The 23,055-nt window shown below is 61.8% G+C and carries 21 protein-coding genes and 1 tRNA gene; 5 read left to right on the top strand and 17 right to left on the bottom strand.

The features are described 5' to 3' along the window. Positions 1-113: 113 nt before the first annotated feature. From NKI41_RS20875 to NKI41_RS20845, 7 genes are all read right to left on the bottom strand, one after another. Positions 114-320, bottom strand: a complete 207-nt coding sequence (locus NKI41_RS20875) for a type II toxin-antitoxin system HicB family antitoxin (protein ID WP_352684910.1) — start codon at positions 318-320, stop codon at positions 114-116. Between the two features lie 69 nt (positions 321-389). Continuing rightward, entirely contained in the window at positions 390-1,136 is a 747-nt protein-coding gene (locus tag NKI41_RS20870; protein ID WP_352684909.1) for an AbiU2 domain-containing protein, read from the bottom strand. Between the two features lie 75 nt (positions 1,137-1,211). Further along, complete coding sequence (locus NKI41_RS20865) at positions 1,212-4,970, bottom strand: vitamin B12-dependent ribonucleotide reductase (RefSeq protein ID WP_352684906.1); 3,759 nt, start codon at positions 4,968-4,970, stop codon at positions 1,212-1,214. Between the two features lie 650 nt (positions 4,971-5,620). After that, entirely contained in the window at positions 5,621-6,109 is a 489-nt protein-coding gene (locus NKI41_RS20860; protein WP_352684904.1) for an NUDIX hydrolase, read from the bottom strand. Positions 6,110-6,329: 220 nt separating this feature from the next. Further along, the gene (gene gpt, locus NKI41_RS20855) at positions 6,330-6,830 is read right to left on the bottom strand and encodes a xanthine phosphoribosyltransferase (protein WP_352474044.1); all 501 of its coding nucleotides are present in this window, start codon (positions 6,828-6,830) and stop codon (positions 6,330-6,332) included. A 112-nt stretch (positions 6,831-6,942) separates the two neighbouring features. Then, a complete protein-coding gene (locus NKI41_RS20850; protein ID WP_352474045.1) occupies positions 6,943-7,776 on the bottom strand; it encodes a universal stress protein in 834 nt (277 codons plus the stop codon). 78 nt (positions 7,777-7,854) lie between these two features. Beyond that, the gene (locus NKI41_RS20845; RefSeq protein ID WP_352684903.1) at positions 7,855-8,604 is read right to left on the bottom strand and encodes a competence/damage-inducible protein A; all 750 of its coding nucleotides are present in this window, start codon (positions 8,602-8,604) and stop codon (positions 7,855-7,857) included. 146 nt (positions 8,605-8,750) lie between these two features. On the opposite strand from NKI41_RS20845, the gene NKI41_RS20840 reads away from it, so the two are divergent. After that, on the top strand, positions 8,751-9,737 hold the full coding sequence (locus NKI41_RS20840) for an alpha/beta fold hydrolase (RefSeq protein WP_352684901.1): 987 nt from the start codon (positions 8,751-8,753) through the stop codon (positions 9,735-9,737). An 88-nt stretch (positions 9,738-9,825) separates the two neighbouring features. Here the strand turns inward: NKI41_RS20840 and NKI41_RS20835 are convergent, their stop codons facing one another. The 8 genes from NKI41_RS20835 to NKI41_RS20800 all read right to left on the bottom strand — a co-directional run bounded on the left by NKI41_RS20835 (position 9,826) and on the right by NKI41_RS20800 (position 16,523). Next, the gene (locus NKI41_RS20835; RefSeq protein ID WP_023674766.1) at positions 9,826-10,719 is read right to left on the bottom strand and encodes a carbohydrate ABC transporter permease; all 894 of its coding nucleotides are present in this window, start codon (positions 10,717-10,719) and stop codon (positions 9,826-9,828) included. A gap of 1 nt (position 10,720) precedes the next feature. Next, positions 10,721-11,572 carry a carbohydrate ABC transporter permease gene (locus NKI41_RS20830; RefSeq protein ID WP_376705884.1) on the bottom strand — a complete coding sequence of 284 codons (852 nt, stop codon included), beginning with the start codon at positions 11,570-11,572 and terminating at the stop codon, positions 10,721-10,723. A 186-nt stretch (positions 11,573-11,758) separates the two neighbouring features. Beyond that, the gene (locus NKI41_RS20825) at positions 11,759-13,084 is read right to left on the bottom strand and encodes an ABC transporter substrate-binding protein (RefSeq protein ID WP_352474051.1); all 1,326 of its coding nucleotides are present in this window, start codon (positions 13,082-13,084) and stop codon (positions 11,759-11,761) included. 33 nt (positions 13,085-13,117) lie between these two features. Beyond that, complete coding sequence (locus NKI41_RS20820) at positions 13,118-14,203, bottom strand: ABC transporter ATP-binding protein (protein ID WP_352684898.1); 1,086 nt, start codon at positions 14,201-14,203, stop codon at positions 13,118-13,120. Between the two features lie 166 nt (positions 14,204-14,369). Then, complete coding sequence (locus NKI41_RS20815; protein ID WP_023674770.1) at positions 14,370-14,609, bottom strand: DUF2188 domain-containing protein; 240 nt, start codon at positions 14,607-14,609, stop codon at positions 14,370-14,372. A 28-nt stretch (positions 14,610-14,637) separates the two neighbouring features. Further along, positions 14,638-14,931 (bottom strand): DUF982 domain-containing protein, encoded by a 294-nt coding sequence (locus NKI41_RS20810; RefSeq protein WP_352474053.1) that lies wholly within the window; start codon positions 14,929-14,931, stop codon positions 14,638-14,640. A 61-nt stretch (positions 14,932-14,992) separates the two neighbouring features. After that, complete coding sequence (locus NKI41_RS20805) at positions 14,993-15,310, bottom strand: SH3 domain-containing protein (protein ID WP_352684896.1); 318 nt, start codon at positions 15,308-15,310, stop codon at positions 14,993-14,995. Between the two features lie 109 nt (positions 15,311-15,419). Next, positions 15,420-16,523 (bottom strand): NADH:flavin oxidoreductase/NADH oxidase, encoded by a 1,104-nt coding sequence (locus tag NKI41_RS20800; protein ID WP_352474055.1) that lies wholly within the window; start codon positions 16,521-16,523, stop codon positions 15,420-15,422. Between the two features lie 206 nt (positions 16,524-16,729). Here NKI41_RS20800 and NKI41_RS20795 point away from each other — a divergent pair, with 206 nt between their 5' ends. Continuing rightward, positions 16,730-17,308 carry an NUDIX domain-containing protein gene (locus NKI41_RS20795; RefSeq protein WP_352684894.1) on the top strand — a complete coding sequence of 193 codons (579 nt, stop codon included), beginning with the start codon at positions 16,730-16,732 and terminating at the stop codon, positions 17,306-17,308. 127 nt (positions 17,309-17,435) lie between these two features. Here NKI41_RS20795 and NKI41_RS20790 read toward each other — a convergent pair whose 3' ends face one another. After that, a complete protein-coding gene (locus NKI41_RS20790; protein ID WP_352684891.1) occupies positions 17,436-17,723 on the bottom strand; it encodes a ribbon-helix-helix domain-containing protein in 288 nt (95 codons plus the stop codon). Positions 17,724-18,151: 428 nt separating this feature from the next. Beyond that, positions 18,152-18,240, bottom strand: a tRNA-Leu gene (locus NKI41_RS20785). Positions 18,241-18,981: 741 nt separating this feature from the next. On the opposite strand from NKI41_RS20785, the gene NKI41_RS20780 reads away from it, so the two are divergent. The 3 genes from NKI41_RS20780 to ade all read left to right on the top strand — a co-directional run bounded on the left by NKI41_RS20780 (position 18,982) and on the right by ade (position 23,033). Then, the gene (locus NKI41_RS20780) at positions 18,982-19,464 is read left to right on the top strand and encodes a class I SAM-dependent methyltransferase (RefSeq protein ID WP_352684889.1); all 483 of its coding nucleotides are present in this window, start codon (positions 18,982-18,984) and stop codon (positions 19,462-19,464) included. 561 nt (positions 19,465-20,025) lie between these two features. Further along, entirely contained in the window at positions 20,026-20,478 is a 453-nt protein-coding gene (locus NKI41_RS20775) for a cupin domain-containing protein (RefSeq protein WP_352684887.1), read from the top strand. 743 nt (positions 20,479-21,221) lie between these two features. Then, positions 21,222-23,033 (top strand): adenine deaminase, encoded by a 1,812-nt coding sequence (gene ade / locus NKI41_RS20770; RefSeq protein WP_352684885.1) that lies wholly within the window; start codon positions 21,222-21,224, stop codon positions 23,031-23,033. Positions 23,034-23,055: the final 22 nt, after the last annotated feature.

Genomic DNA, 23,055 nt, shown 5'->3' with positions numbered 1-23,055 from the left:
TGACCCAGAACACGATCCACCATCGCGAATCTCCCTGCTCCAACCTCACAACAGAATCACTGATCGGCTTCTGTGCAAAGATCTCACAAGGGGAGAAGGGGAGATCGCACCTTCTACGCCTCTACATATTCCGCCAGGCTGACCCCTTTGGGCACATCCAGCCCATCGGCCCGCAGGCCTTCAATATGAAAGCGTATCGCGTCACGAATTTCGGCTTCAACCTCAGGCACCGCTGCACAAGTGGCGATGCAGCCTGGCAGATCCGGCACGTAAGCAGAAAAATTGTTTCCAGCTTTTTCAATCACCACCGCGTAACGCATCGGTCTCACCTGAGCTTGATTTAGCACTGCAAAGGGGAAGTGATATTGGAGTCGGACGACGATGGCAGTCTATCGGCTAGTTGCCTTTGGTAGCTTTAGGTCAAAATCGACTGTATAGCGTTTGCTGGGCTCCGTACCTGTGCGAATCCAATCATAGCTATTTTCATACCTAACCCGGGTTCCAGAATTATATTCTGACTCCCTCAAAGCTCGATATTTCCTGCCGTCGTCAATGTACGTCATCAACTCAATAGCGTCGTAGTCTCCCATTTCCAAAAGACCCATGTCGCTATCAAAATGCTTGGCGTTGATCCATCGAAGCACCTCATGAATCGAAAGGATTGCCCTCGTTATCCTCTTTCCGGTTGCAGGGGCCAGCTTATTAGCAACACCCGTCGATTGCTCTAAGTCGTTGTGGGCAATTCGCTTGTCTCTCCAAGTTCTAGCAAACGACGTTTTTTTGGCCGCTGTTTCAGCGCGTTGTTTCAATCTGCCCTTATATCTTGATGGATCAAGGTGAACCAAGGTCCAAATGCTGAGGTTCCGTCGCTGCCCGGTTCCGGCCGTGTCGCTCAATCGGCAAATGCCCAACAAGACATGTTCGAGCAATACGCTCTGCATCGCATGCCAGAAGCTCCCGCTACTGTCATTCAGAAGGTTAACTCGCTCCTGGCTACCAAATAGCGCCTCATAGCGGTCGCATGAGGATGAAACCCGCCAAAGCTCTTGGCAGCAATGGTGGAAGGCAAGCCCATAATCGTTGCCCAGCACAGTTATTTCGTTAGCAAGAGCCTCGGCAGCAGTGCGGTGTGTCATCGGAAAATCCAAAGAGCTCCGACATTTTGTCGGAGCTCTAAGTTAGAATGCGAATCATCGGTTGCTGGTCTGAACTCAGCTGCACCCGCTCGTGGCCCCGCAAGTATCGCACTTCTCGCAAGTCCCGTTCCGCACCATCGTGAAATTGTGGCATTCCGAGCATTCGTTGCCGGTGTAGCCCTGCATCAATGATTGCTGGCGCCGGTTGGCGGCGAGTGCTCTGGCTTCGGCTGCTTCTTTCGCGGCCTCATCGGTGAACAGCTCCGTCGGGTCGGAGGCTTCCGCGTAGACGATGTCCTCGACCAGTTCCCTGGCGCGCTCCTCGTAGTCGCGCTTATAGGCGATGGCTTCGTCGCTGGCCGGCTTCAGCGTCAGCACGTTGGAGCCGGAGAAGGCGGTCGGGGCGGTACGGGCTGGAGTTCCGGAGCCCGAGCCAGCAAAGCCCTTCGGCTCGGCACCCGACACCAGCTTGACCGGCGAGGCACCGCGGGTCAGGCCCTTGGAGAAGGGCGTTGCCTTGCCTTCGTTGATGCCGCGCCCGAGCGCCGTCTTGTCGAAGTCCGACTGGTCGACATGGGCGAGGTCGTGGCGGCCGAGATAGGAGACGGCGAGTTCGCGGAAGACGTAGTCGAGGATCGACGTGGCGTTCTTGATGGCGTCATTGCCTTGCACCATGCCAGCCGGCTCGAATTTGGTGAAGGTGAAGGCTTCGACGAATTCCTCGAGCGGCACGCCATATTGCAGGCCGAGCGAGATGGCGATGGCGAAGTTGTTCATCATCGCCCGGAAGGCCGCACCTTCCTTGTGCATGTCGATGAAGATCTCGCCGATACGACCGTCATCGAACTCGCCAGTGCGCAGATAGACCTTGTGGCCGCCGACGACCGCCTTCTGGGTATAGCCCTTGCGGCGGTTCGGCAGTTTCTCGCGGTCGCGGTAGAGACGTTCGACGACGCGCTCGACGATCTTCTCGGTCACCTGCACGGCGCGCTGTGCGGCCGGCGCCGCGATCAGCTGCTCGATGGCTTCGTCCTCGTCGTCTTCGACGTCTGCAAGCAACGAGGCGTTGAGCGGCTGCGACAGCTTCGAGCCGTCGCGATAGAGCGCGTTGGCCTTCAGCGCCAGCTTCCACGACAGCATGTAGGCGCCCTTGGCGTCTTCCACCGTCGCGTCGTTCGGCATGTTGATGGTCTTGGAGATGGCGCCGGAGATGAAGGGCTGCGCCGCCGCCATCATCATGATGTGGCTGTTGATCGACAGCGAACGCTTGCCGATCTTGCCGCACGGGCTGGCGCAGTCGAACACCGGCAGGTGTTCGGCCTTCAGGAACGGCGCGCCTTCCAGCGTCATCGCCCCGCAGACATGGATGTTGGCGGCCTCGATGTCCTTCTTCGAGAAGCCCAGCGCCGGCAGCATCTCGAACGAGAAATCATTGAGCTGCTCGTCGGTGAAGCCGAACGTCTCCTTCACCCAGTCAGAGCCCAGCGTCCATTGGTTGAAGACGAATTTGATGTCGAAGGCCGACTTCAGCGCCGCATTGAGTGCTGCGATCTTTTCGTCGGTAAAGCCTTTTGCCTTGAGCGAGCCGGGGTTGATGCCCGGCGCCTGGTTGAGATTGCCGTGGCCGACGGCATAGGCCTCGATCTCGGCGATCTGGGCCTCGGAATAGCCGAGCGTGCGCAGCGCTTCGGGCACCGCGCGGTTGATGATCTTGAAATAGCCGCCGCCGGCCAGCTTCTTGAATTTTACCAGCGCGAAGTCGGGCTCGATGCCGGTGGTATCGCAATCCATCACCAGGCCGATTGTGCCGGTCGGCGCGATCACCGTTGCCTGCGCGTTGCGGTAGCCATGCTCCTCGCCGAGCTCGATGGCGCGGTCCCAGGCGGCCTTGGCATGGTCGGCAAGTTCCTGCTGCTTGAGATCCGAGGCGACCAGCGGCACCGGGTTGACGGCGAGCTTCTCGTAGCCGTCCCTTTCGCCATAGGCCGCGCGGCGGTGGTTGCGCATGACGCGCAGCATGTTCTGCGCATTGCGGTCGTAGTCGGGGAAGGCGCCGAGCTCGGCGGCCATTTCGGCCGAAGTGGCATAGGCCGTGCCGGTCATGATCGCGGTGAGGGCGGCGCAGATGGCGCGGCCCTCGTCGGAATCATAGGGAATGCCCGAGGTCATCAGCAGGCCGCCGATATTGGCGTAGCCGAGGCCGAGCGTGCGGTACTCGTAGGAAAGCTTGGCGATCTCCTTCGACGGGAACTGCGCCATCATGACGGAGATTTCCAGCACCATGGTCCACAGCCGCACCGTGTGCTCGTAGGCTGATATGTCGATGGTGCCGTCGGTGTTGCGATAGGGCAGAAGGTTGATCGAGGCCAGGTTGCAGGCGGTGTCGTCGAGGAACATGTATTCCGAGCACGGGTTGGACGCCCGGATCGCACCGGCCGAGGCGCAGGTGTGCCAGTCGTTCATCGTCGTGTTGAAATGCAGGCCCGGATCGGCCGACGCCCAGGCGGCATAGCCGATCTTTTCCCAGAGATCGCGCGCCTTCAGCGTCTTCAGCACCTTGCCGTCCTTGCGGGCGGTGAGATGCCAGTCGCCGTCCTGCTCGACGGCGCGCAGGAAATCGTCCTTCAGCGACACCGAATTGTTGGAGTTCTGGCCGGAAACCGTGAGATAGGCATCCGAATCCCAGTCGGTGTCGTAGGTCTTGAACGACATCGAGGTGTAGCCCTGCCTGGCGAACTGGATGACGCGGTAGATGTAGTTCTCCGGCACCGCGTCCTTCTTGGCCGCCTTGATCTCGCGCTTCAGCGCGGTGTTGACCGCCGGGTCGAAGCAATCGTCGCCATTGCCTTCGCAGTTGATGCAGGCCTTCATGATCGCTTCGAGATGCTTCTTGACGATCTTCGAGCCGGTGACCAGCGAGGCGACCTTCTGCTCCTCATTGACCTTCCAGTCGATGAATTCCTCGATGTCGGGATGATCGGCGTCGACGATGACCATTTTCGCGGCGCGGCGTGTCGTGCCGCCCGACTTGATGGCGCCCGCCGCGCGGTCGCCGATCTTGAGGAAGCTCATCAGCCCCGACGAACGACCGCCGCCCGACAGCTTTTCGCCTTCACCGCGCAGGAACGAGAAGTTGGAGCCGGTGCCGGAGCCGTATTTGAACAGGCGCGCCTCACGCACCCACAGGTCCATGATGCCGCCTTCATTGACGAGGTCGTCCTGCACGCCCTGGATGAAGCAGGCATGCGGCTGCGGATGCTCGTAGGAAGACTTCGACTTGGTCAGCTTGCCGGTGAACGGGTCGACATAGAAGTGGCCCTGGCTCGGGCCGTCGATGCCATAGGCCCAGTGCAGGCCGGTGTTGAACCATTGTGGCGAGTTCGGCGCGACGCGCTGGGTGGCCAGCATATAGGCGAGCTCGTCGCGGAAGGCGCGCGCGTCTTCCTCCGACTTGAAGTAGCCGCCCTTCCAGCCCCAATAGGTCCAGGTACCGGCAAGCCGGTCGAAGACCTGGCGGGCGTCGGTCTCGGAACCGTAGCGCTCGGCTTCCGGCAGCTTGGCCAGTTCAGCCTCGTCGGCGACCGAGCGCCACAGGAAGGAGGGGACTTGCGTCTCTTCGACCTTCTTCAGCCGTGCGGGAACACCCGCCTTGCGGAAATATTTCTGCGCCAGGATATCGGCGGCAACCTGGGAGAACTGCGCCGGCACGTCGATGTTGTCCAAGCGGAACACCACCGAGCCATCCGGATTCTTGATCTCCGAAAGCGCCTTGCGGAATTCGATCTCCGAATAGGCAGATTGTCCTGGCTTGGTGAAACGACGCTCGATGCGCATTGGTCCGGTCCCTTTTGTCTACATATAGCGCTTTTCCCAGAGGATTTCTGCCCTCTTGACGAAACGCGCATGTCCGCCATCTGCCGGCGTTCGAAAACCGCCGGCTCTCATCGTCACAGTCTCCGCCGCCCTGCCGGTCGAACCTCTTGCGAGGCCGCTGTCCAACGCGCTCACGGACCCTGTGGGTCCCTCAAAACTGAAAACTTTTTGTAACGCCCTCGATCGAGGGAAATTCACATTATCTAGCGTCGAACCTACCTGCAAACACTAAATATAGTATTAACAGACAATTTATTCAAGTCCGACAATCCTCCCCTTTCGCCCCCCAAGGCTTCAAAATCCCACGCCTTCGCCGGCCTCGTAAACAGGCGGGAATGCGGCTCAAAACGCACATATTCCGGGAAAAAGACCGGCCTCGAAACTTTTCCGGTCGCACTCTCAACAGGAGCGCATGGCCTATAAAAGGCGACTCGTTTTGCGCCGTCAAGGATTCGTTTGCGTAGCTTTTATGACCCCCACATCTTGTGTGTCACATATGTGGATAACGGGGATAGAAGCGGAGCGCAGCGAGGAAGGTTCGGCTCTGGGTGGAGGCGCTTCGGCAACGACGTTCACAGCACCTGAGCGAATAGGCTATGCGCGACTGAGACTCAGGAGAACCGATGCGGATCCGCGCAGAAATGGGCGATGATCTGGCTGAGGTCGGGTTCGTTGACCATGCGCACAGCCTCGGCGGCGCTGACCCATTTGCGAGTGCGTGCCCGCTTTTCCTTCCATCGGTCGGCGACCTTGTCGACCTGCAGCGGGAAGACCAGCACCTCGCACGGCACTTCCTCGCCGGAATCCAGCAGCTTGGCGTAGAAATAACGGCCGGCCTCGTGATGCGAGATCGTGCCGCGCAGCCCGGCCTCCTCGCCCGCTTCGCGTGCCGCCGCTTCACAAAGCGGCTCCTTTGCTTCCGGCCAGCCCTTGGGAAGCACCCAGCGGCCGGTATCGCGGCTGGTGATCAGCATGATTTCGACGCCGTCGCCGCCATCGCGCCAGGGCAGCGCTGCAACCTGCAGGCGGGACGGCACCGTGCCGAAGAGTCGCCGGACCCGTTCGGCCAGATGGTTGTGCGTGGTTGGCCTCGTCAACATCGGAGAAGCTTGCCCCAGCTTCCAGAATCGTTTGCCGTCTTACGAATCTTACGGCTAATCGTGAGCAATAAAAGTAAAAAATCTTTCATGGACCAGCGAAATTGCGCCAATTTGCGCCGGTCCCACCCAAATGGCGCGACCGCGTGAGCATTACGCCGGCATTTGTCGGTCGCGGATGGTGCCTTGGGCGACCGGCTACAATGAGCGGCGTTGCCGCGAATCAGCCGGCGTGGTCGTCGGCGATCGGCTTCTGGTAGGTGAAGCCCATGTCCCAGGGGAAATAGATCCAGGTGTCCTGGCTGACCTCGGTAACGAAAGTGTCGACCATCGGCCTGCCTTTCGGCTTGGCATAGACGGTGGCGAAATGCGCCTTGGGCATCATCGCGCGCACGATGCCCGCCGTCTTGCCGGTGTCGGTGAGGTCGTCGATGATCAGCACGCCGGCCCCGTCATCGACGAGCAGCGCCGGCGTGACCTCCTTCAGCACCTGCAATTGCCCCTGGCTGGTATAATCGTGGTAGGAGGCGACGCAGACCGTCTCGATGATGCGGATGCCAAGCTCGCGCGAAATGATAGCCGCCGGAACCAGGCCGCCGCGCGTGATGCAGACGATCGCCTTCCATTGCCCCTTGTTGGCGCCGGCAAGCCGCCAGGCGAGCGCGCGCGCATCGCGGTGGAACTGGTCCCAGGAGACCGGGAAGGCTTTTTCGGGCAGGGACATCTTTCGCGCACTCCGCAAAGCGCGCATCGCGCGCAGACACCATGGAATGCGCGCGGAATTAACTGGAAAGGCTTGGCCTTGGCAAGGGGCGTGGAAAGCTATCCCTGTGAACCTACCGCGACAGAAAGGCCGCCACGGGTGCGGTGCGCAGCACCGTTCGCGTCACGCCGCCGAACAGCAGCTGGCGCAGCCAGGAATGGCTGTAGGCGCCGAGCACGAGCAGGTCCGCACCCGACTCGGCGACCCTGGTCTGGATGATGTCGTCGACCGAGGCGCCGCCGGACCTCAGCACCGAGACGCTGACGGTCGCGCCATGCCTGGACAGCGAGGCGGCGATCTCGGCGCCGGCTGTTTCCGGCGCCTCGTCGAGCGTATCGGGCGGGTCGATGACGACGATGTCCGTCTTTTCGGCCTCGATAATGAAGGGCAGGGCATCGAAGGCCGCGCGCGCGGCTTCCTTGCTGCCGTTCCAGGCGAGCAGCACATGCTTGAAGCTGGTCACCAGCGAACCCGAATGCGGCACCACCAGCACCGGCCGGCCGGCATCGTAGACCAGGGTGTCGACGTCGGCGCTCGGGTCGCTGCCCGATTCGCGCTGCGCGGCGATGATCAGGTCCGCGGTGCGAACGGTCGAGATGCCGGTCAGCGCACTGTCGCCGGAAAAACTCTCGAGGCTGCGCCACTCGAACGACAGGCCGGAATTCTCGATGCGCTTGTGAAAGGCGGCCTGCAACTTCTCGGCGCGCTCCCGGTTCATGTCGGCGGAAACCTGCAGGAACTCGGTGTCCGGAAAGCCGGTGGCAGAGGTGTAGGGCACGGGCAGCGCCTCGGCATGGATGCCGATCAGATGGCTCTGGAATCGGCTGGCCAGCGGGATCGCGCAATCGAGGACGCGCTCGGCATCCGGTTCATTCTGCAATATGGCGACGATGGTCTTGAAGCGCATGGCAGTCCCTCACTTCATACGGCGATCCCACTCGTGACAAACGTCACTGCGCGATGCTGGTTCCGTCAGGCCGGCCGATCAGCCCACTCGGCTTTCCTTGATCAAGCCAGCCACCATAGCCTCTACGTCGGCGCGTGCGGAGTCCAGCGCCTGCTGGCTGCGGGCGCGCACCACCAGTTCCGTCCAGAACTTGCCGTCGCCATATTTCGGGTAGGAGCCGATGATCGTGTCCGGATGCGCCTTCTGGATGTCGCCCAGCGGCCCGCCGATTAGGCCTTCGCCGAACGGGCATCCCACGGTTGCCGACAGCATTTTGGTGCCGGCCCGCAATGTCGGCACGACATTGTCGAGCATCGCCTGGAAAATCGCCGGCACGCCGGCCATGACATGGACGTTGCCAATGCGAAAGCCCGGCGCAACCGACACTGGATTATCGATGTGGTCTGCCCCGCGCGGCATCCGCGCCATGCGCTTGCGCGCTTCGGTGTATTCGATGCCGCGGGCGGCGTAGCTTGCCTCCAGCAGGGCGTAGGCCTTGGCGTCGTATTCGCATGGCACGCCAAAGGCCTTGGCAACCGAATCGGCGGTGATGTCGTCATGCGTCGGGCCGATGCCGCCGGTGGTGAAGACATAAGCATAGCGGGTGCGCAGCGCATTCACCGCAGCGACGATCTCGTCTTCCTCGTCCGCAACGATGCGCACTTCCTTCAGGTCGATGCCGATCGCCGTCATGATCTCGGCGAGGTGGCCGATGTTCTTGTCCTTGGTGCGGCCGGACAGAATCTCGTCGCCGATGACGAGCATGGCGGCGGTGACGATTTCGGTCATGGCAGGCTCCGGAAAACGGGTCGCCTGAGATAGCGCGGCAAACGGCCGGCGGCAATGCCGCCAAACGACGGATCCACCTGTGCCACCTCCCTTGCAGTGGAGCCGTCGGCGGGTGATGCTGCGCCGGTTTGGGCGCTGAGGGAAAGATGCCGGTATCAATTCTGCTATGGCTACCCGGCGCGCTGTTTCTGCTGGCGCTCGTCGTGGCAGCCTATCCGCTGCTGGCGACGCTGCGGATCGCGGCGAAGGCCGAAAGGCTGGTGCCGGCCAGTGGCAGATTCATCGAGATCGACGGCAACCGCATCCATTATGTCGAGACGGGCGAGGGGCGGCCGATCGTCTTCCTGCACGGCCTCGGCGCGCAGCTTCATCAATTCGGCCACACGCTGTTCGGACGGTTCGGCCCGGACTATCGGCTGATCGCGCTCGACCGCCCGGGCTCCGGCTATTCGGTGCGGGCCAGGGCCGCCAGCGGACGGCTGTCCGAGCAGGCCGAGGTCGTGCGGCATTTTATCGACGCGCTTGGGCTGGAAAAGCCGCTGGTCGTCGGTCATTCGCTGGGTGGCGCCATCGCGCTGACGCTGGCTGTCGAGCATCCAGAGGCGATTTCCGGCATCGCCTTGCTGGCGCCGCTGACCCATCTGGAGCCGGACGCGCGCGAGAAGTTCGGCCCGCTATACGTCAAGTCGCCGCTGCGGCGCCGGATCATGGCTCATACGGTGGCGATCCCGGCGGCTCTCAAATATGCCGAGCCGACGCTGGCCTTCATTTTCGCGCCGCAGACGGCGCCGGCCGACTATATGGTCGAGGGCGGCGGCTGGTGCGGGCTCAGGCCAAGCCATTTCTATGCGACATCGACCGATGTCGTGGCGATCGCGCACGACCTTGGCCGCATCGAGCAACGCTATGGCGAGATCACCTTGCCGGCCGGCATTCTGTTTGGTGCTTCCGATCGCGTGCTGGGCATCGATATCCACGGCTGGCCGCTGATGGAAAAGATCAGCGGGCTCGATTTCGAACCTGTCGAGGGGCTTGGCCACATGCCGCAATTCGTCGAGCCGGAACGGGTCGTCGCTTTCATCGAACGCATTGCCGACCGCGCATTTGCGCCGAAGTCCGACACCAGCAGCTGACACCCTCCCGGAACGCGGTCTCGGCCGGCAGGGTGCCCGCCCCGGGCATCCCGGTCGCCGGGAATACCTCCGAACTTAATCACGTCGGCTATTCCTTCACGGCTCCGGTCATCGAGGAAACATAATGCTCGACAAAGAACGAATAGAGCACCACCACCGGCAGCGAGCCGATCAGCGCTCCCGCCATCAGCGCCCCCCATTCATAGACGTCCGAGCGCACCAGCTCGGTGAGCACGCCGACCGGCACAGTCTTGTTTTCGGACGACTGGATGAAGGTCAAGGCGTAGATGAACTCGTTCCATGACAGCGTGAATGCGAAGATGCCGGCGGAAATCAGCCCCGGTACCGACAGCGGCAGCACGATCTTGGTGAGGATCTGCCAGCGGCTCGCCCCGTCGATCAGCGCGCATTCTTCCAGCTCGAACGGGATCGAGCGGAAATAGCCCATCAGCAGCCAGGTGCAGAACGGGATCAGGAAGGTCGGATAGGTGAGGATGAGCGCGAAGGGCGTGTCGTAAAGCCCAAGGTTGAACACCATCACCGACAGCGGAATGAACAGGATCGAGGGCGGCACGAGATAGGCCAGGAACACCGCGAGGCCGACCTGCCGCGCCCCGGAGAACCGCAAGCGCTCGATCGCGTAGGCAGCGAACACCGCAGCCAGCAGCGACAAGAACGTGGCGGCGGTCGAGATGATGATCGTGTTGAGCAGCCAGCCCGGATAGGATGTCTCGAAGAGCAGGTAGCGGATATGCTCGAGCGTCGGATGCACCACCCAGAACGGATTGAAATTGGCGTAGTCGGTCATCTCGAGGTTGGGCTTAACCGCCGTGATCGTCATCCAGTAGAACGGAAACAACAGCACGATGACGAAGATCAGCAACGGCAGGTAGACCGTCACCACGCGGCGCGGCAAACTCTGCAGGTAGCCCATGCCGCCTTCGTCGAGTTCCGGGCGTTTGCTCGTTTCGATCGCGGTCATGTCAATCTCCGCCGCCCTGCTGCCATTTGCGGCGTTGCAGGCCAAAATAGCTGAACAGGATCGCCGCCAGCAGGAACGGGATCATGGCGACCGCGATCGCGGCGCCTTCGCCAAGCTGGCCTCCGGAAATGCCGCGCTGGAACGACAGCGTCGCCATCAGATGCGTGGCGTTCACCGGCCCGCCGCGTGTCAGCACATAGATCAGCTGGAAGTCGGTGAAGGTGAACAGCACCGAAAACGTCATGGTGATGGCGATGATCGGCGTCAGCAGCGGCAGCGTCACATAGCGGAACAATTGCCAGCGGCTGGCGCCGTCGAGCGTGGCGGCCTCGTAGAGCGACTGCGGAATCGTCTGCAGGCCGGCAAGCAGCGTGATCGCCACGAAAGGAATGCCGCGCCAGACGTTGGCGGCGATAACCGAAGCCCGCGCATTCTCCGGATCGCCGAGGAAGTTGATGCGATGGTCGATCAGGCCCATTTCCATAAGCGCCCAGGACAGGATCGAGAATTGCGAATCGTAGATCCACCAGAAGGCGATCGCCGACAGCACCGTCGGCACCACCCAGGGCAGCAGGACGATCGCGCGGAAGAACGACTTGAACGGCAGGTTCTGGTTGAGGATAAGCGCCAGCCACAGGCCGAGCGCAAACTTCAGGATCGAGGCGCTGATCGTGTAGAGCAAGGTGTTGAAGACCGAGAGCCAGAAGACGGCGTCATCCCACAGATATTCGTAGTTCTCGATACCGATGAAGATGCCGGGGCGGCCGATGCGGGCATCGGTGAAGCCGAGCCAGACGCCGAGCCCGAGCGGATAGGTCAGGAAGACCAGCAGCAGCGCCGCCGCCGGCAGCATGAAGCCGAAGCCAAGCGCGTTATGACTTTCGGACACGAACGTCAGAATGCGCGACAGCGCCGACCGGCGTGGCTGAGCGGCAGTGGAGGTCACGGCCATGGGTCGGCTCCTCTAAGGTCTCATTGAACGGCCGGGCGGCCATGCGCGATTCGAAGCCGGGCAGCATGGCTGCCCGGCTGAACCGGCTCAAACGCGATAGTAGCGGTTGGCGCGCTTCTCGGCTTCTTCCATCGCTTCTTGCGGCGTCGCCTGGCCTGTCACCGCCTTGGCGAACATGTCGACCAGCACATAGTCGGCCATGGTCGCTGCCGAGGCATAGCCAAGCGGGCCGGCATAGCCGTTGGGCCGCAGCGTCGCCGAGGCCTTGGCGTAGGCGGCATTGTTCGGATCGGCCGTCCACACCGGGTTGTTGTCGAAGGCCTTGAGCGTCTGGCAGCAATAGCCTGCCGACGACGTGATCCACTGCGACATTTGCGGATCCTCGAACATGAACTGCAGGTAGGCCTTGGCGGCGTTGGGGTAGGGCGTGTAGTCGAAGATCACGGCCGTGGTCACCTGGAACAGCTCGACGGATTTTCCGACCGGGCCGATCGGCAGGTTGGTGGTGCGGATGTCCTTGGCCATCTCGGCCAGTTTCGGATCCTTGTCCTTGTTGATCTTGGCGGTGTTGTAGGCCGAAATGCCGTTGGCGATGACGCTCAATTCGCCGGCCAGGAAGGCGCGGTTGTTGTTGACGTCGAGCCAGCTTTCGGTACCGGGAATGAAGGTCTTGTAGAGTTGCTGCGCGTATTCGATCGCCTTCAGCGTCTCGGGGCTGTTGATCGTCACCTTGCTGCTCTCGTCGACCATCTGGCCGCCATGGCTCCACAGCAGCCAGTGGGCGTAGTTGTTGCCATCGCCGACGCCGTGGCCATGCGTGAAGCCGGCCGGGTGCCCCTTCGCCTGCAATGCCTTGCAAAGCTCGAGCAGGCCTGCCGTGTCCTTCGGAAATTCGGAGAAGCCAGCCTCTTTCACCCAGCTTTCACGATAGACGATGGCATTGCCGATGGTCGCCAGCGGCAGGCCGAGGAACTTGCCTTGCCGTGTCGCATATTGGTGCGGTCCATCGTGCCAGCCGCCATATTTCGAGCCGAGATATTCCCCCAGCTCCGTCACGTCGTGCAGCTTGTCGGGATATTGGTGCGGGTCGTCGAACCAGACGAACATCAGGTCCGGACCGGAGCCGACATTGGCGGCGACCGCCGCCTTGGGGCGGATGTCCTCCCAGCTTTCCTTGTCGACACGGACCTCGACGCCGGTCGCTTCGGTGAAGCGTTTGGTGTTGGCCAGCCATTGATCCTCGTCGCCCTGCACGAAAGGCGACCAGCGCAGCAGCCTGAGCTTGGCGCCGTCCTCGGGCTTGTATTTCAACCCCTCCTGGGCAAAGGCGGGAGAGCCGACGAGCCGGCTTCCCAAGGCTCCCGCCGCAACGCCGGCGGTGGTGCGGATCACGTCACGTCTGGTGAATTTCATGCTCGCTTCCTCCTGCTTATTGTCCTTGCCGTCCTACTGCCTGATGGGCGTTTCGAACCGCTGACCGGTTTCGCCGTGAAAGAGGTGGATGAGGCCAGGCTCGGCCGTAAGCCGGATGGTTTCGCCCGGCGTGAAGGAATGGCGTTCGCGGAAATTTGCGACGATCTCATCGCCGCCGGCGGTGCGGCCGATGAGCTGCACTTCGGACCCTGTCGGCTCGACCACCACGACGGTGACCGGAATGCCCTGATTGTCGGACAGCCGTAAATGCTCGGGCCGTATCCCCAGCACGACCGGCTCACCATTGCCGATGGAAAGTGCCGAGGCCAACGGGACCGAAATCCCGCCGGCGCCGCGAAATGACGGCGAGCCGTCGCTTACGATCTCGCCCCTGAGCATGTTCATGGCGGGCGAGCCGATGAAGCTGGCGACAAACAGATTGTTCGGCCGGTCGTAGAGCTCGAGCGGCGGCCCGATCTGCTCGACGATGCCGTCATGCATGACGACGATCTTGTCGGCCATGGTCATCGCCTCGATCTGGTCGTGGGTGACGTAGACCGTCGTCGTCTTCAGGCGCTGGTGCAGTTCCTTGATCTCGGCGCGCATCTGCACCCGGAGCTTGGCATCGAGATTGGATAGCGGCTCGTCGAACAGGAAAACCTGCGGATCGCGCACGATCGCCCGGCCCATGGCAACGCGCTGGCGCTGGCCGCCGGAAAGCTGGCGCGGATAACGGTCGAGCAGCGGCACCAGTCCCAGGATTTCGGCCGCGCGCCGCACGCCGGCATCGCTCTCCGTCTTGGGAACGCCCTTGAGCATCAGCGAGAACGCCATGTTCTCGGCGACCGTCATATGCGGGTAGAGCGCATAGTTCTGGAAGACCATGGCGACGTCGCGCTCCTTTGGCGCAACGTTATTGACGACACGTTTGCCGATCGCGATCTGGCCGCGCGAGATCTTTTCCAGGCCGGCGATCATCCTGAGCAGGGTCGACTTTCCGCAACCCGAAGGACCGACCAGCGTGACGAACTCGCCGTCGTTTATATCGACGCTGACCCCGTGCAGGACCTCGACGGTCCCAAATGATTTGTAGACATCGCCGATTGCGACAGACGCCATCGATCTCCTCCCGATTGATTCCTGCAACGACTTCGAAGGAAACCGCTTTCCTGCCTGGCCCGCGACGGCGCCCAGGCTCCTCCCCGGTCACGCGCGATGTGAGACGGTAGCGCTACCAAACCGACCTGTAAAGCACGCCGGCATCACCTGGATATCGGCGCACACTCTAATCCGAGACCTCGGTCTGCGGCCGGTCGCGGCCGTCGGCGAGCTCGTCGTGCCATTTGCCGTCGGCGTCCTCGTACTGGATGCCGTCGGTGTTGCCGGCGACCTGCTGTTCGGCCGAAGCGATCTCCGCGGCGCGCAACGCGTCCTGATGGGTGGGGAACGTTTCGGAGAATGTCGAGCCGACCTTGTAGGCCCAGCCTCCGTCATGCTCGACGATCTTGTAGGTCAGTTTCGCCATGAAACCCTCCGGTTGAAAGCCCGTTGCCTCAATGCAGCCTGTCGTCGGCCAGTCTGTCGTCTAGCAGCCTGTCGTCTGCGACCAGCACGTCCGATTCCCTGGCGGCTTCGATCAGTGCCCGGCGCGCATCCGCCGTCGAACGATAACCTTCCAGCACTTTTAGGCAAGTGTCGAGGGCATCACGATGACGCGGCCCGCGGTTGAGTGGCCAGATCGTCATCAGGCACTCCGCCGCCTCCTGGGCGCTGCGGATCTGCCGATATTTGCCGACATGGCCGAGTTCGACCACGACCGGCTTTTCAAATGGCTTGCTGTCCATCATCGCCGCCAACGCGGAGCGGCCGATTTGGTTGCAACTGCTTTTTAGCTCAGGCGAAAATAGCTCAATAGCCGCAGTCGTTGCGCAGCCAGCGTGCATTCGCCCAGCCGGTGCGGCCGCCGAAATCGACCTTGTACCAGTTTCCGCGGCGGTCGAAGATTTCGGTTTGGTCGCCGTTGAACAATTGCCCGACCATGCGCGACGACGAGTTCGGCCGGGCCCGAACGGCGAGAAAGCCGCTTCCCGTCGCCAGATTGTAGTGCCTGGAAAGTCCGTGCACCGTGCCTTCGCAATATTGCGCCCCGGCCGGCGTCGGCGCGGCGAACGACAGCACGGCCACAACCGCGGCGGCGGCCGCAATGGAAATCCCCCTGAACGACATGTCTCTGCTCCCCCAACCCGCCGCGCCCAGCCGCGGCCCCCGGCCACTCTACACCGGCAGAGGATCCATGCGAAGCTGTGCTGGCCCGTCCAGCGAGACGAACCCGCCGTCAGTTCGCCGCCTTCATCCAGTGCTGCATCGTCGTCACCGAGCGGGCAAGCTGCGGCGCCGGGTGGATTTTTTCACCGAAGGTGGCCGCGGCGCGCCAGCCCCAGCGCGGATCGGCAAGAAAGGCGCGCGCCAGCGCCACCATGTCGGCGCGGCCGTCGGCGACGATCGCCTCGGCCTGTTTCGGATCGTCGATCAGGCCGACGGCCCGCGTCGGGATGCCGACGGCCTTGCGCACCGCTTCGGCCAGATGCACCTGGTAGCCGGGCCCGGAGGGCAGCTTCTGCAAGGGCGAGTTGCCGCCGCTCGAGCAGCAGAGATAGGCGACGCCGGCTTCCTTCAGCGCTTTTGCCACTTCGATCGCATCCTCGACCTCGAAGCCGCCATCGACCCATTCCTTGATCGACAGACGCGCGCCCAGCATCAGCCTGGGCGTCGCCTTCTTCACCGCCTTGGCGATCTCGACGGCGAAACGCATGCGGTTTTCCAGCGAGCCGCCCCAGCGGTCGGTGCGCCGGTTGGACAGCGGCGACAGGAACTGGAAGATCAGATAGCCATGCGCGGCATGCAGCTCGATGAAGTCGAAGCCGGCGCGCTCGGCCCGCCGCGCCGCATCGGCGAAGCGTTCGATGATTTGCAGGATCTCGTCGTCCTCCAGCGCCCGCGGCACCTGCCAGCCGGTGTCGTAGGCGATCGCCGAGGCCGACACGATCGGCCACGGATCCTGATCGGCATGCAGCGGGCCGCCGCCCTCCCAGGGTTTCCGGTTGGACGCCTTGCGCCCGGCATGGGCAAGCTGCGTGCCGAATTTCGTGCCCGGTGCGGCGACACGCTTGGCTGCATCCAGCGTGCGTCGCGCCGCCGCCTCGTTGTCCTCGGAATAAAGGCCGAGACAGCCATGCGAGATGCGGCCGCGCCGTTCGACATCGGTCATCTCGACGGTGACCATGCCGGCGCCGGACATCGCCAGGTTCATCCAGTGATAGAGATGCCAATCGCTGGCCGAGCCGTCCTCGGCCGAATACTGGCACATCGGCGCGACCGCGATGCGGTTGGGGAAGGTGAGGCCGTCGAGGGTGATCGGCTGGAAAAGCGATGAGGTCATAAAAAACTCCGGAGAGGGTTGCCGCTATTTAGGCAGCCGATTGTGCCAGCGCCAGACACGAGACGGTGAACCGGCGCACCAGGCATGTTTGAAATTCAGGTCAGGCCGGCATCACCTGAATATCAACATGCCTGGACCAATTGCTGACCCGATTGCACGAACCGCCGTTCGCGGCTACGCCTTGCCGCGGCAGCAGGGAGTCCACCATGGAAGATCGCATTCGCATCCGCTCCGAGGAAGTCCTTTCCGACGAGTGGGCGGTTTTGAAAAAGACCGTCTTCGACTACCGCCGGCGCGACGGCAAATGGGAAACGCACACCCGCCAGACCTACGATCGCGGCGACGGCGCGGTGATCCTGCCTTTCGATCCCGACCGCTCGACGGTGCTTCTGGTGCGGCAGTTCCGCTACCCGGCCTACGTCACTGGCCACAAGGAGCCGCTGATCGAGGCCTGCGCCGGCCTGCTCGACGAAGACGATCCCGAAACCTGCATCCGCAAGGAGGCCGAGGAGGAACTCGGCTACCGCCTGAAGGACGTGCAGCGGCTGTTTTCGCCCTATATGAGTCCCGGCAGCGTCACTGAGCGGCTCTGGTTCTTCGTCGCCCGCTACTCGCCCGCCGACCGCATTTCCGACGGCGGCGGCGCCCACGACGAAGGCGAGGACATCGAGGTTTTGGAGATGCCGCTAGACGAGGCACTGGCTGGCATCAACGATGGTCGGATCATCGACGCCAAGACGATTATTTTGATCCAGCACCTGAAGCTGAACCCGATTGGTGGGTGAGCCCCGCAATAGGCCACGATGCCGCCAACGAACGATTCCGCACGGGCTGTGGAGGAATATTCCTCTATGTAGCGATACAGCGCATCCAACTGGTGCTCCGCTTGCGCGGAAAATACAACCGTGCGCGTCATTCCTTAGTGGCATCGTCGCGTCGCGCGGCGGCGCGGTCGCGGATACGCAGCATCACCTGCTCGGCAGGGATGGCGCTGGACGGATTCGCCTTGTACTCGTCGTAGCTCTGGGCGACTTCCTCGCGCAGCCAGCGTTCAACGGCGGCGTCGCGGTCGAGCAGCGCGCGCACGCCCTCGCGCAGCACTTCGCTGGCGGAGGCGTAGGCGCCGGATTCGACCTTGCGCGCGACGGCCTCGGCCATGTCGCGCGGGAGGGTGATACTTATCGGCTGGGTGGTTCGCATGGGCGGACTCCTTTTCCACCATACAGCAGCCGATGTGACAAGATCATATCGAAATTGCTGGCGATGATGCGTGTGACCGATACCGCCGCCCTTGCCTGAGTGCGCTTTGGAAGCTGGCAAACGAACATGCGGACGCCGGAATACGCATATCGCAGATCCCGCATCGGCTCGCCGGCTCCTGGTCGAGAAATGGCATGTGGCAGCCTGTATGCGGCGAGTTCACGCTCTTGCTTAATGCATGTCGCGCAAAAGTGTGCAGCGGTTTTGCGATAACGATATGCATAAAAACAAGAACCTAAAGCGCGTCGCATGAGGCCGATCGAACGCGACACGCTTTAGGCCGCAATGGCGCCGATGTTGCTGGTGCGGACGACGGACTCGAACCCGTACGATCAGAGATCGAGGGATTTTAAGTCCCTTGCGAGGCTTGGTGTGGGCGACGGGATTTGAACCCGTAAGTGCTTGAAACACCGGCAGATTTTAAGTCTGCTGCGTATACCAGTTCCGCCACGCCCACTTCCCACATTGTGGGGAAATCCCACCGGTCTCCCACATGGTTTCCCACACGGTCGGCTTAGGATTTGCCGTTCACTACCACGAGCCTCGGAGCCGCGCCACCTTCGAGGGCGGTCAGGTTGTCGAGCAAGTGATTGGGTGCGAGGTGGGCGTAGTTCAGGGGTGGTCTGGATCGACTTGTGGCCCATCCAGATTTGGACGCGCCGGATGTCGATGCCACGGATGATCTGCCACGAGCAGCACGTATGCCGCGTTGTGTAGACCACGGTGTCGGACAGTCCTGGGATGTGTTCGCGGATGCTGCGCCACACCTCTATGACCTCCCACTTGCCGATGTCGCAGACGTCGCTGTGCTGCATCAGACGGTGGATGCCCTTGCGGTTCTGAGCCATCAGGCGACTGCCAGGAGATCGTGGTCGTGATGCGTTAATGGGGTTGGCTGGACTAGCTTTGAAGGCGATGTCCTAAACACCGTCCTCTCCTACTCTAATGCGGGCGCCTAGTTTCCCGCAAGTTGAGATCAGCAAGGCGCCTCGCAGCGCGCTTGAACGTGGTGTCCATGATGTTTTTCTGTGTTTTTGTGGGGGGCAGGCTTTTCTTGGTCACGACTTATGAATAGTAGAAGGTAACGAGCGCTATATTTCGGCGATCTCTAATATTATGAGTATATGATTTGTGGTGGTCAAGGTTCAAAAGAGGTTTTGCAGGAACATGGGAGGATAGACTGGACGGGATATTCTCATTGGAGATCGACTATGCTGGGAAATCCATTCTCGATGTTGGCTGCAATATGGGTGTTGTCGCCTATGAGATATCCAAGCTGAAACCCAGTTCGATCCATGGGATCGACGTTGCCAAGCCGCATATCGAGACTGCAAAGATGTTGTTGAGTGGCTCCCCGGTGCATGCCCGGTTCGATCGCCTGAATCTTGGCAGCCGGCGCCTCGGTAATATCCTTCTACCGAAATACGATATCGTCCTGCTGCTGGCCGTCTATCAGCACATGCAGCGCAACATCGGCCCGGACAAGGCACGAAGGGTGCTTTCCAATATTGTGAGGCGCACCTCGAACGTCGTTGCCCGCGTTCCGCCTGGAACGGATGGCGAATTTATCGAAACGCTTTCTGACGAGGGGTTCAAGGTTAAGAGCACTCACACATCACCTCTTGGCAGTCATGTGCTGGTGCTTGAGAAACCGCCTCACGCACCTCTAAGATTGTGCTGATTTAATTCGATTTCCTCTTCTGGAGCCACCCTTGGCGTAGTTGTCTAACTCGTCGTCGGTGCCGGCCTGCAGATTCATGTGGATTGGTTTGGCCATGAACGTCGGTTCTCCTTTTCCCACACGATTCCCACAACGGCGTGTTTCCCACAAAATCCGTTGCACGAGTGGTGAAATGAAAAACCCCGGCGCAAACCGGGGAATTACAAGCCTTGAGGGGTTAGTTGCGAGGGTGCAAAGGACTAGGACGGGATTTTAAGTCCCTTGCGTCTACCAATTCCGCCACATCCGCAGGCCAGTCCTTTTCAGATGCCGGGCAGGGGCCGTCAAGCCGTCTTTTGCCGTAGAGAAATCTGGAAGCTAGCGAGGCCGATCACCTACAGTTATACAAACAAAATCGTTTCACCTGGAAATGTTTTTAGCGGCAGCTTCCGCGGCTACCGCGAATGCGCGTCCCCCGTTCGCAGGATGCGTTCGGGCGCTCTGCCCTGATAGACTCCAATTGGCAAGTGGATCGGCGCGCCGATACTCGACGCCGTCCTCTACAGACACTGGGAGATTGTCATGCTCAAGCTTGCCTCTGCTCTGGCACTGCTGCTTGTTGGGACGGCGCCTCTGTTTGCCGATGAGATGCCGACGAACGCCAAAGACATCAAATGGGGTCCTGCTCCTGCTGTCATTCCCGCTGGCGCGGAAATGGCTGTTGTCGCTGGAGACCCCTCAAAGGACGGCGCCTTTGTGCTGCGGTTGAAGACACCCGCCGGCTACAAAATTGCCGCACATAATCATCCCACCACGGAATACGTAACGGTGCTTTCCGGCAACTTCCATATTGGAATGGGCGACAAGCTCGACGAGGCGAAAGGTGTCGAACTGACTGCTGGCGGCTTCGGCGTCGCGCCGGCCGGAATGAATCACTTCGCCTGGACGACAAGCGATACGATTATCCAGGTTCATGGCGAGGGGCCATTCAAGATCACCTACGTCAACCCGGCGGACGATCCAAGCAAAAAGTGACAGTTCGGGATCGAATTGAGTGAACCGGCCGAAGGCTCGAACGATGGAGTGCGTCAAACTCCGCGACCGTCGATTCAGAAGGATCCTCTAACGAGACGAAAGCTGATTGGCCGCAACGGAATCGGATTCCGCCTGGGCCATTTGCCATGAATGGCGCCATAACAGAAAAACCCGCCTCGGGAGGACGGGTCATTGGAGCCAATTGGCACCATAGCCAAATTAGTAGCATAGCTGCCGGCACAAAGCAAGAACAAAGTTGCTGCGGCCCGGCAAAAAAATGCCCTTGGCGATTGGCGAAGGCCATGGCGCATCGATCTCCCTCCTAGAGGGGGAGATGGCCGGCAGGCCAGAGGGGGTCGTCGCGCGTGGATAGGCGACCCCTCTGTCGCCTTCGGCGACATCTCCCCCCACAATGGACAGGGCTATTGCAGATGGAAAGCCGAGGCTTTCGCTCTACGATGGACCCCACCCCTAACCCCTCCCCACAAGGGGGAGGGAGACTTCCGTTGGCGCTGACCTCGGCAAATTGCCTGCCTTTCGGCGCCAAAGGGGAAGTTAAAGGCGCGCGGCAGCATTCCCTCCCCCTTGTGGGGAGGGTTAGGGTGGGGGTCCATCTTCGTAAGAATCCAAATGCGATTGCCCCGCCACAAGGGGGGAGATCTGCAACTTCGCCGTCCGCGCTTACTTCCTCGCTGGTCAAAATCCTCGCGGCTTGGCACAGTCGGGCAAAGAGGAGCCTGTTGATGCCGAAGACCGCCAATGCGACGAAACCAAAACCCTGGGCTGAGATGGCGACGCATCTGGTCGATGTCGCTATGGGTCGCAAACCCGCCGATCTCGTCATCCGCAACGGGCGCTGGGTCAACGTCCATTCGGGCGAGATCATCGCCGGCACCGACATTGCCATTGCCGGCGGCCGCTTTGCCTATTGCGGGCCGAACGCCGGCCATGCCATCGGTCAGGGCACTAAGGTGGTCGATGCCGGCGGCCGCTATCTGGTGCCGGGGCTTTGCGACGCGCATATGCATGTCGAGAGCGGCATGGTGACGGTGACGGAATTCTGCCGCGCGGTGATCCCGCATGGCACAACTTCGATGTTCATCGATCCGCATGAGATCGCCAACGTGCTCGGCCTGCCGGGCGTGCGGCTGATGCATGACGAGGCCGTCGCCATGCCGGTCAATGTACTCGTGCAGATGCCGTCCTGCGTGCCTTCGGCACCGGGGCTGGAGCATGCCGGCGCCGAACTGACCGTCGCCGACGTTGCCGAAGCGATGAGCTGGGAAAACATCATCGGGCTCGGCGAGGTGATGAATTTTCCGGGCGTCGCCGCCAACGATCCGGTGATGTCGGGCGAGATCGCCGCGACGGTGAGGGCCGGCAAGACGGTCGGCGGGCATTATGCCTCGCGCGATCTCGGCCTGCCGTTCCACGGCTATGTCGCCGGCGGCCCCGAGGACGATCACGAAGGCACGCGCGCCGAGGACGCCATCGCGCGCGTCCGCCAGGGCATGAAGGCGATGCTGCGGCTGGGCTCGGCCTGGTACGACGTGGCCTCGCAGATCAAGGCGGTGACCGAGAGCGGCCTCGACCCGCGCAACTTCATCCTGTGCACCGACGACAGCCATTCCGGTACGCTGGTGCACGAAGGCCATATGGACCGGGTCGTGCGCCACGCCATCAGCCAAGGGCTGACGCCGGTGACGGCGATCCAGATGGCGACGCTCAACACCGCCCAGCATTTCCGGCTGGAGCGCGAGATCGGCTCGATCGCGCCGGGACGGCTCGCCGATCTGCTGATCGTCTCCGACCTGGCCGAAATGACCATCGACGAGGTCTATGGCCGCGGCGTCAGGCTGGCCAAGGGCGGCAAGCTCGAAATCGACATTCCGGCCTACGACTATCCGAAGACGGCGAAGAACACCGTCAAGCTCGGCAGGAAGCTCAAGCCCGGCGATTTCGACATCGCCGCACCCCTGGGCGCCAACGAGGTGCGGGTGCGCGTCATCGGCGTCATCGAAAACCAGGCGCCGACGCGGGCGCTCGAGGCCGATCTTGGGGTTGAGGACGGGCTGGTCGCCATGGACCGCCGCAACGACGTCTGCCAGATCGCGCTGGTCGAGCGCCACAAGGGCACGGGCGGCGTCACCAACGCCTTCGTTTCCGGCTTCGGCTATATCGGCGACTGCGCCATGGCCTCGAGCGTGGCCCACGATGCCCACCACATCATCGTCGTCGGCACCAACAAGCAGGATATGGCTCTGGCCGTGAACCGGCTGGGCGAGGTCGGCGGCGGCGTCGTGCTGTTTTCCAACGGCAAGGAGCTGGCGCTGGTCGAAATGCGGATCGCCGGGCTGATGTCGGACGAGCGCGCCGAAATCGTCGCCGCCAAGGCCGACAAACTCAGCGACGCCATGCGGCAGATGGGCTGCTCGCTCAACAACGCCTACATGCAGCACTCGCTGCTGGCGCTGGTCGTCATCCCCGAGCTCAGAATTTCCGACGTCGGCCTGATCGACGTGACGACTTTTCAGAAGGTTGATTTGTTTGTTTGAAGAATCACTGAACCCTGGAGGG

It is taken from the genome of Mesorhizobium sp. M0601, from assembly GCF_040320845.1.
Taxonomy (GTDB): domain Bacteria; phylum Pseudomonadota; class Alphaproteobacteria; order Rhizobiales; family Rhizobiaceae; genus Mesorhizobium.
Note: the sequence above shows the minus strand (reverse complement) of the source record. Positions and strands in the feature narration are given on the sequence as shown.